Annotated in this window: 14 protein-coding genes, 1 tRNA gene and 1 pseudogene; 11 read left to right on the top strand and 5 right to left on the bottom strand. The window is 38.6% G+C overall.

Annotation, left to right across the window (positions count from 1 at the left end; all coding sequences use genetic code 11):
• Positions 1-16 precede the first annotated feature (16 nt).
• Entirely contained in the window at positions 17-475 is a 459-nt protein-coding gene (locus EL241_RS09450; RefSeq protein WP_036106139.1) for a GNAT family N-acetyltransferase, read from the top strand.
• Here EL241_RS09450 and EL241_RS09445 read toward each other — a convergent pair.
• Entirely contained in the window at positions 467-1,072 is a 606-nt protein-coding gene (locus EL241_RS09445) for a TVP38/TMEM64 family protein (protein ID WP_036106140.1), read from the bottom strand. The two genes, EL241_RS09450 and EL241_RS09445, sit on opposite strands and share 9 nt — an antisense overlap.
• Positions 1,073-1,289: 217 nt before the next feature.
• Between EL241_RS09445 and EL241_RS09440 the strand changes: the two genes are divergently transcribed.
• The 3 genes from EL241_RS09440 to trmL all read left to right on the top strand — a co-directional run bounded on the left by EL241_RS09440 (position 1,290) and on the right by trmL (position 3,119).
• A tRNA-Gly gene (locus tag EL241_RS09440) sits at positions 1,290-1,360 on the top strand.
• An 89-nt stretch (positions 1,361-1,449) separates the two neighbouring features.
• Entirely contained in the window at positions 1,450-2,604 is a 1,155-nt protein-coding gene (gene queG / locus EL241_RS09435) for a tRNA epoxyqueuosine(34) reductase QueG (RefSeq protein ID WP_036106145.1), read from the top strand.
• Positions 2,605-2,609: 5 nt separating this feature from the next.
• Positions 2,610-3,119, top strand: a complete 510-nt coding sequence (trmL, locus tag EL241_RS09430; RefSeq protein WP_036106150.1) for a tRNA (uridine(34)/cytosine(34)/5-carboxymethylaminomethyluridine(34)-2'-O)-methyltransferase TrmL — start codon at positions 2,610-2,612, stop codon at positions 3,117-3,119.
• Positions 3,120-3,209: 90 nt separating this feature from the next.
• Here the strand turns inward: trmL and EL241_RS09425 are convergent, their stop codons facing one another.
• Together EL241_RS09425 and EL241_RS09420 are read right to left on the bottom strand one after the other, a co-directional pair.
• The gene (locus EL241_RS09425) at positions 3,210-3,371 is read right to left on the bottom strand and encodes a lmo0937 family membrane protein (protein ID WP_115345763.1); all 162 of its coding nucleotides are present in this window, start codon (positions 3,369-3,371) and stop codon (positions 3,210-3,212) included.
• Between the two features lie 79 nt (positions 3,372-3,450).
• Entirely contained in the window at positions 3,451-3,915 is a 465-nt protein-coding gene (locus EL241_RS09420; protein WP_036106151.1) for a low molecular weight protein-tyrosine-phosphatase, read from the bottom strand.
• 240 nt (positions 3,916-4,155) lie between these two features.
• Between EL241_RS09420 and EL241_RS09415 the strand changes: the two genes are divergently transcribed.
• Complete coding sequence (locus EL241_RS09415) at positions 4,156-5,139, top strand: serine hydrolase domain-containing protein (protein WP_036106154.1); 984 nt, start codon at positions 4,156-4,158, stop codon at positions 5,137-5,139.
• 42 nt (positions 5,140-5,181) lie between these two features.
• Here the strand turns inward: EL241_RS09415 and EL241_RS09410 are convergent, their stop codons facing one another.
• Positions 5,182-5,928, bottom strand: a complete 747-nt coding sequence (locus EL241_RS09410; RefSeq protein ID WP_003754904.1) for an SMI1/KNR4 family protein — start codon at positions 5,926-5,928, stop codon at positions 5,182-5,184.
• Between the two features lie 290 nt (positions 5,929-6,218).
• Between EL241_RS09410 and EL241_RS09405 the strand changes: the two genes are divergently transcribed.
• The 6 genes and pseudogenes from EL241_RS09405 (at position 6,219) to EL241_RS09385 (ending at position 11,633) form a co-directional block, all read left to right on the top strand.
• Complete coding sequence (locus EL241_RS09405; RefSeq protein ID WP_003754905.1) at positions 6,219-6,689, top strand: Dps family protein; 471 nt, start codon at positions 6,219-6,221, stop codon at positions 6,687-6,689.
• Between the two features lie 377 nt (positions 6,690-7,066).
• On the top strand, positions 7,067-9,232 hold the full coding sequence (locus EL241_RS09400; protein WP_170166158.1) for a leucine-rich repeat domain-containing protein: 2,166 nt from the start codon (positions 7,067-7,069) through the stop codon (positions 9,230-9,232).
• A gap of 29 nt (positions 9,233-9,261) precedes the next feature.
• Positions 9,262-10,002 carry a WxL domain-containing protein gene (locus EL241_RS09395; protein ID WP_126320530.1) on the top strand — a complete coding sequence of 247 codons (741 nt, stop codon included), beginning with the start codon at positions 9,262-9,264 and terminating at the stop codon, positions 10,000-10,002.
• 46 nt (positions 10,003-10,048) lie between these two features.
• Positions 10,049-10,434: pseudogene (locus EL241_RS13845) on the top strand (DUF916 domain-containing protein); the annotation flags it as partial.
• A 9-nt stretch (positions 10,435-10,443) separates the two neighbouring features.
• Entirely contained in the window at positions 10,444-11,064 is a 621-nt protein-coding gene (locus tag EL241_RS09390; RefSeq protein ID WP_408610366.1) for a DUF3324 domain-containing protein, read from the top strand.
• 278 nt (positions 11,065-11,342) lie between these two features.
• On the top strand, positions 11,343-11,633 hold the full coding sequence (locus EL241_RS09385; RefSeq protein ID WP_003754907.1) for a HesB/YadR/YfhF family protein: 291 nt from the start codon (positions 11,343-11,345) through the stop codon (positions 11,631-11,633).
• A gap of 254 nt (positions 11,634-11,887) precedes the next feature.
• On the opposite strand, the gene EL241_RS09380 is transcribed toward EL241_RS09385, so the two are convergent.
• Complete coding sequence (locus tag EL241_RS09380) at positions 11,888-13,108, bottom strand: CynX/NimT family MFS transporter (RefSeq protein ID WP_052009180.1); 1,221 nt, start codon at positions 13,106-13,108, stop codon at positions 11,888-11,890.
• Positions 13,109-13,113: the final 5 nt, after the last annotated feature.

Here is a 13,113-nt window from a genome sequence, read left to right as displayed (position 1 = left end):
AAGGAGGACTAAATATATGGAACTACAGATTTTTCAAGGAAAGACAGAAGAAAAGCAGCAAGTAGAAAACTACCTATTAGAAAACACAGAATTTACTGCTCATCCCAAGGAATTGATCGGCAAAGACAAGCCGGAGCGCGCATTGATCAAAATCATCGTCGATCAAGAATTAGTAGGATTTTTTGCCCTTGATGAAAATGCAATGACTGAATTTTGCGGGGAAGCGCATCTCGTGATCCGAGCCTTATCGATCTCCGAAGCGCACCGCCGCAAATACTACGCGAAAGAAGCTTTGGAAGCATTACCGGCATTTGTAGGCCAGCATTTCCCCAAAGCAGAAGTGCTTATTTTAGCAGTCAATCACGCTAACGAAAACGGTCAAAAGCTGTATCAGAAAGTCGGCTTTCACGATACGACCCAACGCAAGATCGGAAAGCTCGGCGAACAATTTATCTTTAAAAAGGCACTACGCTAAGTCTTTACGGGACATCCATTTTTCTAGTCGTTTACCAACCAGCCAAAGAACGAAGACGCTGATAATCAAAATAGCTGCCTTCACAGGTTGGTGGATGATGTTTACAAAGTCAAACCCAACATAGCTGATAGCAAACACCTTGATCAGTTTGCCGCTTACAAGGGCAAGCAAAAAGGGAAGTACACGGATTTTTGATAAGCCGGCAACCACATTTACCGCAGATGAGGGAGTAAAAGGCATTACCAGCAAAATGAAAATCGGTGAGAATCCGTGGCGTTCGATCCATTCCATTACCCGCTTGATAGCAGGATGATTGGTAATAAAGCGTAGAAAACGAGTCTGCCCATATTTTCTTGCAAGGACAAAAACACCAAAACTGCCAAGTGTCGCTGCTAAGAAAGAAATCAAAAATCCGCCGAAGAGACCATAAGCATTCACATTAACGATCACAAAAGCAATAAACGGCAGAAAGGGTAGGAATGCTTCAATAAATGGCAATCCGAACGCAAACAACAGACCAAAAGAACGGTATTTATCGAGTAGCACTGTAAGATTATCGGCACTGAAAAAAGCCATAAGATGATGCCACCAGTCCATATGAGGTTCCCCCTTTCACAAAGCTTATCTTTAGTTTGACAGAAGAACATGAAAATACGTTAAAAATTTCCAATGAGTTTTGTCATAATAGCGCTTTCTTTTATTGTAAAAACAACTACTGAAAAAGTCCATCTAATTATTTTTAGGAAAGCTATTGCCAAAATGGCATAGAAATGTTATTATATAAAAGTTGTTAAAACACTAAAGCTTTTACCGTGCGGGTGTAGTTTAGTGGTAAAACTACAGCCTTCCAAGCTGTTGTCGTGGGTTCGATTCCCATCACCCGCTTTATAATAATTCTGTTATCAACGCAGTGTTTCGAACTTTTAAAAAGCGAAGCATTGCGTTATTTTATTTGGAAGAAAGGGCGGAGAATAATGACCACACAAACTCCTATCGATTACGAGCAGCTCAAACAAGAGATCATTGCCTACTCCAAGACGATCGGCATTCAAAAAATCGGTTTTACAACCGCAGAACCTTTCTTATTCTTGAAAAAAAGGTTGGAAAAAGCAAAAGAAGAAGACGTTCTTACTGGCTTTGAACATCCCAATATCGATGAACGTGTCTACCCCGAGTTGATTTTTGAAGCGCCCCAATCGATCATTGCGATCGCGCTGGCTTATCCATCTAAACTTAAAGAATCGCCCGTAAGCAAACGGGAAGCAAGACGCGGTGTCTTTGCGAGAGCTTCTTGGGGCACGGACTATCACACGATCCTCCGCGAAAAATTAGCTTTACTAGAAGCCTTTATCCAAGAAAAAGTTCCCGAAGCCAAATTCAAATCAATGGTCGATACTGGCGAACTCTCTGACGTCGCTGTAGCAGAACGCGCCGGTATCGGTTGGAGAGGCAAAAATACGCTATTGATCACTCCGGAATATGGCTCCTTTGTTTATTTAGGCGAAATGATCACAAATCTGGCTTTCCCGGCCGATCAGCCAATGGAAGATCTTTGTGGCAGCTGCAATCAATGCGTCAAAGCCTGCCCAACAGGATCACTGCTTGGCGAAGGAAGGATGAATCCAAAGATCTGCCTCAGTTATTTGACACAGACAAAAGACATGCTACCGGAAGAATATCGCGAAAAAATCCATAATCGGTTGTACGGTTGCGATACTTGCCAAGTCGTCTGCCCATTTAATCGTGGTCATGATTTCCACCTCCATGAAGAAATGGAACCAGATCCGGAATTAGTCCGTCCTGAACTAAAGCCGCTACTGTCACTATCAAACAAAGAATTCAAAGAGAAGTTTGGAAAAATGGCAGGGTCTTGGCGTGGGAAAAAACCGCTTCAGCGCAATGCATTACTTATTTTAGCACGTTACAAGGATCAAACTGCCATTCCTGACATCATTCAATGCCTTGAAAAAGATCCGCGTCCAGTGATTCGTGGGACTGCTGCATGGTCACTTGCGAAGATCGGTGGTAAAGAAGCAAAAACCGCAGTTTATCGGGCAAATCAGGTAGAAGAAAATGAAGAAGTCCAAGCAGAAATCAAACGAGCAATCCAAATTATAGAAACAAGGTGAAACTATTGGCAAATCATATCGTATTATATCAACCGGAAATTCCAGCAAATACAGGAAATATCTCACGTACATGCGCAGGAACAGATACGTTCCTCCATTTGATCCGACCACTCGGCTTCAGTACCGATGATAAAATGCTCAAACGAGCAGGACTAGACTATTGGGATAATGTGAAATTAGTTTATCACGATTCTTTAGAAGCATTTTTGGAAGCAAGTAAGGACGGCGAACTCTATTTTATCACCAAATTTGGTCGCCATGTATATAGTGATGTATCTTACCAAGATACAAACAAAGATTACTATTTTATTTTCGGAAAAGAAACGACTGGCTTACCGGATGAACTATTACAGCAACATGAAGAAACGTGCCTGCGCATTCCAATGACAGATAAAATCCGATCACTTAACCTCTCTAATACCGCTGCTTTGGTGATCTATGAGGTATTACGCCAACAAAATTTTGGTGCGCTCGAACAAGCTCCAAATTATGAACGCCAAGTATTTACAGATTGAGAAGTTAAAAAACAGCCTTGCATAAGGCGGTTGAAATCGTAAAAAAAGAAGCCTTCCAGCGAAGACTTCTTTTTTATTTGTATCCAAGTTTTATTTTCGCTTATTACGCGCTGACTGGATAAGATTCCAGATGATTAAAAGCACGACGATTATCAATAAAATATGCACTAATCCACCAGCTACATGGAAAACAACACCCAATAACCAGAATACGAATAAAACAACAATAATTCCCCAAATTAATCCTAGCATAAGTAAAAACCCCTCTTTCTTTTGCAACATTTGATTGTACATAGAGTATAATTCCCCGTTTAAGAGCGGCTAAACATTTTTAGAGTTGATAATCTTTTTTTATGGTTTCTAACAAGTAATGACAACCCTCCGAAACTAGCCTTTCAGTTTCATCAAAATTCCCCGTATAATAGGGATCAGGAACGCTTGCCTCTTGTTTATCAGGAACAAAGCTCATTAAACTTTTCACAGTTGCTTCTCCCTGATCAAATGATTCTAAATCTGCCATATTTTCTGCATCCATGCCGATAACATAGTCATTTTCCGTAAAGTCTGCTTGCGTGATTTTCCGCGCTCGCATCTCGCTAAAATCGATTCCGTGCTTTGCCAATACCCGTTGTGTACCTTCATGAGGCGCATTTCCGAGATTCCAGGTCCCAGTAGCAGCAGAATCCACTTGGATCTTATTCTCCAACCCCGCATCAGCGACAGCTTTTTTAAATAAACCTTCTGCCATTGGAGATCGGCAGATGTTGCCTAAACATACAAATAAAACATGAATCATTGCAAAAACTCCTTTATAGTCGACATGTCCTCGAAGCGAATCATATTTTCCTACCAGAACGTCAACGGATTTTTATAGGTTTACTATTAGTTTATCATAAACAAACTTTTTTCTGCCAATCAGTGATTTGTCGATAAGTAAACAGCGGGCAACAAAAGTGCTTTCTTTTCAGTAGAAAAACCATTACAATTTTAAGAAAGACAAATCATGCTGAAATAATAGCAGAATGGGGGAGAGTATATGGCGGGGATAAAAATCGATCCTGATTTTTCAGGTGTTTTATTAGAAAATAAGGGGACACAAACGATTATAAAAACATACGGGTATCGGGATAAAGCAAATAAATTAGTCAATGAGGAGCAGACTAGATTTGGCACGGCATCCCTTGGTAAAATATTTATCGCTGTTGCCATCATGCAGTTGATTGAAAAAGAAAGTATTCATTTTGATACCACGATCGATACATTTTATCCAACATCATTGGGGAACGTAGACTTGACGATCACCATTCAGGAACTTCTTACCCATACTTCCGGCTTGCAAGATTATTTTGATGAAGAAGTGAATGAAGACTATGAAGCATTATGGAAGGAACTACCCAATTATTCTATCAGAAAAAACAAAGATATCTTTCCGCTCTTTATTCATAAAGAAAAAGAAACCACCAGAAGAGGCAGTTTTATTTATAATAATGCGGGCTATGTAGTCTTAGCTGATATCATAGAACAGCTAGCAGCAATGCCATTTGATCAGTACCTAGCCGAAAATATTTTTCAACCATTAGGCATGCATGACACGGGCTACTTTGAAATGGATCAGCTTCCCGGCAACACTGCTTTCGGATATATCAAAGAAGAAAATAACCGCTATCGGACCAATATATATGCGATCGACAGTAAGGGGACCGGGGCAGGTGGGTGCTATACGACTGCTGGGGATATCCATACATTCTGGGCGGGATTATTTTCCTATCAACTGTTATCTGAAAAATATGTCGCAGAAATGATCAAACCCCACATCGAACAAAATAAACAGAAATTCGGGATCGGTCTTTGGCTGACCCAGTCTCATACAGATCATGTCTTCGCTTATATAGAGGGAAGTGATCCGGGAGTCTCCTGTATTTCGCTTTATGGATTAACTGTCCCTAATAGCCTCACGCTACTAAGCAATTGTGAAGATAATGTTTGGCAAATAGCGCGAGATTATTTGAAAACACAATAACTGCTGCCAGGAAGTAATCAGGCAGCAGTTTTCTTTTAACATTCATGAATGCCATTCTTTATAGCTTTCGTTCAATTTTTCATTCTCCTGTTCGCTAGTCAGCAAGCGCTCTAAAAGGTTGTCCACTTGTTGGCGTGGCAATTTGCGCTTGAAATACAAAATTTGATTTTCAAGCAGCTCCACAGCGAGTTTATCATAGATGTTCTCCTCTCTGTCGACTAATTGCTCGATTTGTTGCAGATACCATTCCTTATCTGCCTCGTCTTCCAAAACAAAGAGAATCGTTTTCCGTGTCTGCCAATTCCCCATTGCCAACATTTGTTCCAGTTTTGCCCTTGGATAAGTAAGAAGCAGAGCGTGATCGAACGGCGAGAAATAAAGCTTGTTTACGAAAGCTGCAAAAGAATCTCCCACCTTTAAGACTTGAAGCGTTTCAAAATCCGTATAAACAATTTCCGGTTCGCTCTCGTCAGAATGATAAGAAAAACCGATATATCTTTTTCCATCTTGGTGAAAATACACTTGCCTTCCCGGAATCTCTACTTCTGCTTCTTCATCGATTTTAAGGAGCAACCGCTCTAATCCAGTTATTTCATAAATTTCTCCATGATCGATGCCGTAAGAAGTCGGCTCCGATGTGGGGAAATGATTTTTCTTGATCAATCCGCCATTTTGTTCTTGAATGAGAGTTTTGTATAAAGCAGGGAGCTTGAGCTGCTGACTTTTCTCAAATTCCGCGATGGCCTCTTCTGTACAACCTTGATTTTGATTGCTGATCCATAATTCCATCTCGACACCTTCCTTTCTCCTTATTATCCCAAAAAAATAAAAAAGTACAATGTTTGCCGTGAAAAAATTTTGGGAACGATATTACTAACGAGCATTAAAATAAAATGGGATTTCCCTAGTAGATTGAAAAGCAATAACATGCTATTATCAAAATAAGCGGTACCTCGATTATGGCAAACATGTTTATTGCATCACATATGCGGGAAATATAAAAAGTAGTGGACAATCCTTAAAATTTAATTTATAATTAATATAAATTAATAATAATTCTAATCTAGGAGGAGATATTTATGAAAACAATTAATTCAGTAGACACAAAGGAATTCTTAAACCACCAAGTAGCTAATTTAAATGTATTTACGGTGAAAATCCATCAAATCCATTGGTATATGAAGGGTCATAACTTCTTTACGATGCACGAGAAAATGGATGATTTATATAGCGAATTTGACGAACAAATGGATGAAGTAGCAGAACGTTTACTTGCTATCGGCGGCAAACCATTTTCTTCTTTAAAAGAATTTTTGGAAAATGCTAGCATTGAAGAGGCTCCTTATACGAAAGAAAAATCGATGGATGAATTGATCGGCGACTTAGTTAGTTCGTTAGAATTGCTACGTGATGAATATCAACAAGGTATCAAATTAACAGAAGAAGAAGGCGACGATGTAACCAATGATATGTTGATCGGCTATAAAACAGAGATCGATAAACATATTTGGATGTACAAAGCATTTCTTGGAAAAGCACCGTTAGAATAAGAATTTAAGATCTAAATAATAGCAAATGGATTTGCATGTTTCCGAAATGGAAGACATGCAAATCCATTTTTTTTGTACATATTTTGCTTTTTTGCGCGTCGAGCCTTATATAAGAGGAAGATTGAGCAAAAAAGGCAAGCACTAAGATCGATCATTTTTGTAGGAAATTAGGATGAATATGTCAAAAATATGACAAGTAGGGAAGTTTTATGAAGAAATTGTGGATGAAGAATAGAAATTTATAAGTGCGTTTGATAAGATTTAAATGTTAAATATTTAACTTTTAAACTTCTAGCGTAAACTTTCAACTAGTGATTCCTCCCAGACTAAACTTTCTATAAGAATAATAAATTTTACCAATCGAAAGGATGAGCAGTTTGAGGAAGATACAAGAAAAAACATTCATTGCTGTTGTGACACTTCATGTTTTATTGATGCCCGTAATTTCTTTGCTGCCTATTCAAAGTAGAGCGGTAGAGTCCGTACAAAGCGAAAACCAAGAAGCAGATATAAGGATCATGGTGGACGATGGACATGGCAAGCCAGTTAGTAATCAGAAATTTTTTGTAAAAGACTTAACTAACGGCAAAGTATGGGAGGGGCAGCATACCAATAAAGCTGGCACAGCAGTAATGACAGATATGTTAATGGCTCATAAATATGATATTCAACTTGGTACTACCGAATCTGCTGACATGCCTCATACCATTATCGACACAAAAGGATTTAAAGGAGATACATTTACTGTTCGATTATCGCTTGAAGACATCGTTTCGTTATCAGATCTGGGAAATCAGTTATGGCTACAAGATCTAGCAGAACATTATACAGGGAAAAAAGTAGGACAAGATATGACTTTCGCCGATTTAGCAAATTTAACGAGTCTGAAAAATTATACCGGCTTTGTCGTCAGAGATACTACCCCGATAATTCCCAAAGAAATCAAATACTTCACAGGATTAACCGAATTGAATTTAAGCAGAATGAATTTGACTGGAAGTATTCCTACTGAAATTGGTGATTTGCAAAATCTGACTTATTTGCATGTTGCCTTTAATAGTCTGACAGGAGAAATCCCCGCTTCGATTGGACAACTGACAAACCTGCGAACATTATATTTAGGGGCAAATAATTATACAGGTTCCATCCCAGCCAGCTTTGAAAAGTTAACCAAGTTAGTAGATATGGATATCAGTAGTAGTCATTTATCCGGAACGATCGATCAGTTAGCAGGACTCACGAATTTAACAAGACTAAGATTGGAAAATAATTACTTTGTCGGACAAATTCCAGAAGGACTATATCATATCAACTTTTCAGACTTAGATTTCAGAAATAATGAATTTACGCTCAATCAAGTGGGTGAGAAAAAACTAGATAATGGTAAAGTACCAAAATATGCGAATACATTTGTTAATGATCGTACATTGAGTGTTGGCGATACTTCTATTTCCATAAAGGGAAATACCGTGAGGCCCTTCAAAGATTTCGGCTTAAAAACCGCATTAAACGGAACGAAAAGTGATTTGTTTGCAGACCACACCTATCAAATTTATCGTAAAAGTGACAATGTAAAAGTTTTTGATGGAACATGGGACGCTGAACTTACCTTTCCACAACTCAAGAATGAAGAAACCTATCGTATTGTGTTAGACGGAGCAACGGATAATCCGAATAATAATGCAGAAATCACTGTTCATACTGCACCAGATCCGATATTAGAGGTCAAAAACGAATTTTCTAATGTAACAACAGGAACGAAAAGTTATCATGTTGGAGATGACATCCAAAACATCAGTACTATCCGGAATTCCGTCGCAAATGCTGCTTACGATGCTGATATTTCGATTCATTTAACTGAGGGCATAGAAATAGATCAAAATACGCTGAAACTAGTCCATGCAGACGGCCGTGAGGAGATGATCGACCCGGCTTCTTATGACAGCGACACACGAACATTGCATATTAATACTAAACAAACAGAAACCCAAAATGGAGAGATCCAGATCATTATTTCAGGAAAAATAGCGGCTTCCGCTAAAAATAAAAAAATCACCGGAGACTTGATCGCTGCTGAGAAAAATACGAACCAAAATTATGAAGATGGCAGCTCCATTCAAGTAGAAGATGGAAAGCTCCAATTTGAAAAAGTTCCAGAAACAATCAACTTTAGCACAACAAAACTACCGGCAAGAGAAACTACTGTCACCAGAGAAGATCCAAATTGGAAAATGATTGTAAGCGACACTCGCGAGAAAAAAACAAATTGGTATATTACCGCAAAACAGCTTAGTCCGTTTCAATCCACGGCTGGCAATACGCTAAACGATATACTCGTCTATAAAAACGGCACTCAAAATCAAATTATCAATACCGCCGATGCCGTTACCGTATTTGATGGTTTGAGTAATGGCAGCCAAGAAACCTATGAGGTTGGCTGGACACAAGACGAGGGCGTGCTTTTACAAGTTAAGCCCGGGAATGCAGCCATTGGTTCTTACACAAGCACTATCCAGTGGACATTAAATGATGCCCCTGTTTGATCAAAATAATAAATAAAGTGAGGAAAACAATGAAATCAATGAATAAAAATTCTAAGAAAATCAGATTAGCTCTGGCAAGTGTTATGGTTGCCAGTGTGATGACAGTAGCTATCCAACCAGTTTCTGCTGCGACCGCAGGAGAAATGCAATCCAAAGGGAGTATTACATTTATCCAAAATACAGATCCTACTGATCCTGTCGATCCAATCGATCCAAATAATCCCGTAACACCAGATGATCCAAACGATCATGAGCCAGGAACAAACGGTCCGCTAAGTATTGATTATGTTTCTAATCTACAATTCGGAGATCAAGAAATTTCTGGTAAAGATAGTGTTTACTATGCCAAATTAGATAAACTGACAGATAGCAAGGGAAATCAAGTAGAGCGTCCGAACTGGGTACAAGTTTCCGATATGCGAGGAAATAACTCAGGTTGGAGCTTAAATGTGACGCAAGAAGCCCAATTTAAAAATGCTACTACCGAACTTGAAGGTGCTGTAATGGTTTTAAATAATGGAACACTAGCTTCTGCTGATGGCGGCAACGCACCAACAGCGAAGCAAGCCATTACATTAACACCAGGAATAGCTACTAATGTGGTAGATGCAAAGGAATCTCAAGGAACAGGAACCTGGGTAAACCGTTTTGGCGCAGATAATGCAGAAGGAGAAAACAGTATCTCGCTTTCTATCCCAGGGAAATCCAAAAAAATAAATGGTAAGTATTCCACTACCCTGACTTGGACACTTACAGATTCACCAGTATAATAGAAGGAAAAGGGAGAAATAGAATAACGGAAAGGAAGTGGAAGAAATGAAAAGAATAAAAACCATATTTTTTTTAAGTCTGATCCTATGTATTTTATGTTCTTCTTTTTATCATGTATCAGCTGCAGAAATGGCTTTTTCCGTAGAAACAGTTATTCCATCCAACCAAATAGATACTTCCAAGACATACTTTGATTTGAAAATGAAACCTAAAGCAAAACAAAAATTATTGGTAAAACTTACGAACACGACAAAAGAACCAGTAACAATTGCTATGTCAGCGAATACGGCCATTACTAATGATAATGGTATTGTAGAATATACGCATACAAAGCAAAAAAAGATAGTTCATTGAAATTTGATTTTGCGGATATTGTCAAAGTAGCAAAGGAAATTACACTGCCAGCAAATTCGTCTAAAAAAATTCCTGTATATATAACAATGCCAAAAGAAAAATTCAACGGTGTACTTCTTGGTGGGCTACATTTTGTCAAAAAGACTGATGCCGAAAAGGACAAGCCAGAAGATAACAGTCAAGTGAAGAATAACTACGCTTACGTGGTTGGTGTCAGTTTGCAAGAAACTAATAAAACAGTATTGCCTCACTTAAAGCTAAGAAGTGTCAAAGCTTCGCAAAGTAATTTGCGTAATGTTATTTCTGCTAATATCCAGAATGATAAGGCTGCCATCATTCCTGATTTATCGATTTCAGGGAAAATCAGTAAAAGTAATTCGGACAAAGTGTTGTTTCAAGCCAAGAAAGACGGCTTGAAAATGGCACCAAATTCTAACTTCAATTATTTGATCAGTGCAGAAAACAAGCCATTTAAACCTGGTAAATACGTGTTTGAAGGAACTGCGAAAGCGGGGAAACAGACTTGGCATTTCACGAAAACTTTTACAATCAAAGACAAAGAAGCTAACGCATATAATGATAAGGCTGTAGATCTAGAAAAAAATTATACATGGTTGTATCTAGTTATAGGAATAAGTATTTTTGTTATCTTAATCGCTGTGATTATTTGGCTAATATATAAATTAAAAAAACAGCAAAAAAAATAATAATTACTTATATTAAATATGATGACCGGATCCGATAAATGGATCTGATCATCATATTTTAATAGGCTAAGAACTGCTTCGAACGAATAAAATGAAATGTCATTCATCAAGCAAGAGGCTTTTTCTGTTATATTACAAAATAACACAATATTCAATGTATTAAGACAAAAAAGGTTTAACTTTTTTGAAAAACGTGTATAATAGAATTAACTTACATGCAAAGTAGAGGCATTTTAGTAAAAAGTATCCTATAATACAATGGAAAAGGAGTGGCGATAATGAAAATAGAAATCACGGAAGAAGCAAACAAATGGTTCCATGACGAGTTCAATGTGGAGAATGGAAATGGTATTCGGCTTTTTGCGAAGTATGGCGGCTCTAACAGTTCCCTACATCCTGGATTTTCCATTGGTCTTGTTGCAGAAAAACCAAGTGAAGCTGTCGTGGAAGAAAAGCAAGATAACGTACTTTACTTTATTGAAGATCATGACTATTGGTATTTTAAAGATCACGATTGGAAAATCGATTATGAACCAACTACAGAGGAAATCTCTTTCTCGTTTTCATAAACTAAAGAAAAAGCCTTGCAGATTCGCTTTTTAGCAAAGCTGGCAAGGCTTTTTTTATTTGATTACAAATGAGAGAAACTTTTTTTAACTTTAATCAAATTTTCATTTATTTTTCAGAACATTCTCTTTTTAAAAGATTATAGTAGTAGTAAGCTAACAACAAGCAATAAATTTTCATTTCTTTCCCTTTTAGAGTGAAAATCCCAATTCCCTTGAGTCAGTGCGGTTTCCCCTTTTTCCCGCGCTGGCTTTTTTTATATTTTTTTATCCCTTGCGGCGCCAAGACCAAAGAAGAAGAGTAGTATTACAACAGCGACTAATAACCACATCGTAACTGCATAGCTGCCGCTCCAATCATGTAGCGCTCCGAATAATGTCGGGCAGATCGCGGCGATTAGATAGCCGATCGATTGTGCCATTCCTGATAGATCTGCTGATTGTTGGGCCGTTCGTGTCCGCAAACTGAAGAACATCATGGAGAGGCTGAATGCTGATCCACCAGCGACCCCATATAAAATCGCGGCGATGATAACGATCACCAGATTTCCTGTTTCCATCATAATGCCAGCAAGACCGATCAGCCAAAGTACCGTTGTGAGGATGACCAAGAAAATTTGGTTTTTCATTTTCCCAGCAATGATCGGCATAATAAAGGTGATTGGCATAACAGAGAATTGTAGGATAGATAAGACGATCCCGCCTGTTACTAGATCGATACCTTGTTCAGCCAGGATGTTCGGTAACCAAGCAACAGATACATAAAAAATTGCCGATTGTGCGCCCATAAAGACAGTGACCTGCCAAGCAAGAGGCGATTTCCAAATACTTTTATGTGCGGCGTGGAGATTTTTCGTATTCTTTTTCTCCATACGATTATGGCGTAATTGCAGGCTCCATACGATCAAGGCGATAATGGAGATCGTACCAAACAGCCAAAGTGTTCCTTGCCAGCCAAAATGTTTGTTTCTAGCGATCGGTGTCGCTAATCCGGAAGCAGTGGCAGCGATCAGATTCATAAAGATCGAATAAACACCTGTCATCAAACCAAGCTTAAATGGAAACTCTTTCTTGATAACACTTGGGATCAAAACATTTCCAGCAGCGATCCCAATTCCGATCAACAAGGTCCCAAATAATAGGATAGAGATATTACCCAACGGTCTTATCAAGTTCCCAAGCGTAATGGAGATCAAAGCGAGGAATAGGACGAGTTCCACACCATATTTGCGGCTCCATTTCGATACAAATGGGGAAATAGCTGCAAAAGCTAACAATGGGAGTGTTGTCAAAAAGCCGGCTAATGTACCGGAAAAATGGAGATCATTCCTGATCGTGCCTACTAATGGACCAAGAGTCGTAATCGGTGTCCGCAGGTTGATAGCGATCAGCAAAATTCCGAGGACTAATAATGTTTTTCTGGTCTTTTCTCGTTGTTCCTTTTCGTGTAACGGGATCGTTTTTTGATTTGATTGCATAAAAA

Origin of the sequence: Listeria grayi, from assembly GCF_900638015.1 — a bacterium.
Taxonomy (GTDB): domain Bacteria; phylum Bacillota; class Bacilli; order Lactobacillales; family Listeriaceae; genus Listeria; species Listeria grayi.
This window is presented reverse-complemented; position numbering and strand designations above follow the sequence as displayed.

Excerpts from the sequence above, each read along its gene's own strand:
- EL241_RS09450 (WP_036106139.1), top strand. The coding sequence starts at position 17 with ATGGAACTACAGATTTTTCAAGGAAAGACAGAAGAAAAGCAGCAAGTA.
- EL241_RS09445 (WP_036106140.1), bottom strand. The coding sequence starts at position 1,072 with ATGGACTGGTGGCATCATCTTATGGCTTTTTTCAGTGCCGATAATCTT.
- queG (WP_036106145.1), top strand. The coding sequence starts at position 1,450 with ATGACCACACAAACTCCTATCGATTACGAGCAGCTCAAACAAGAGATC.
- EL241_RS09425 (WP_115345763.1), bottom strand. The coding sequence starts at position 3,371 with ATGCTAGGATTAATTTGGGGAATTATTGTTGTTTTATTCGTATTCTGG.
- EL241_RS09420 (WP_036106151.1), bottom strand. The coding sequence starts at position 3,915 with ATGATTCATGTTTTATTTGTATGTTTAGGCAACATCTGCCGATCTCCA.
- EL241_RS09415 (WP_036106154.1), top strand. The coding sequence starts at position 4,156 with ATGGCGGGGATAAAAATCGATCCTGATTTTTCAGGTGTTTTATTAGAA.
- EL241_RS09410 (WP_003754904.1), bottom strand. The coding sequence starts at position 5,928 with ATGGAATTATGGATCAGCAATCAAAATCAAGGTTGTACAGAAGAGGCC.
- EL241_RS09405 (WP_003754905.1), top strand. The coding sequence starts at position 6,219 with ATGAAAACAATTAATTCAGTAGACACAAAGGAATTCTTAAACCACCAA.
- EL241_RS09395 (WP_126320530.1), top strand. The coding sequence starts at position 9,262 with ATGAAATCAATGAATAAAAATTCTAAGAAAATCAGATTAGCTCTGGCA.
- EL241_RS09390 (WP_408610366.1), top strand. The coding sequence starts at position 10,444 with ATGCCAAAAGAAAAATTCAACGGTGTACTTCTTGGTGGGCTACATTTT.
- EL241_RS09385 (WP_003754907.1), top strand. The coding sequence starts at position 11,343 with ATGAAAATAGAAATCACGGAAGAAGCAAACAAATGGTTCCATGACGAG.
- EL241_RS09380 (WP_052009180.1), bottom strand. The coding sequence starts at position 13,108 with ATGCAATCAAATCAAAAAACGATCCCGTTACACGAAAAGGAACAACGA.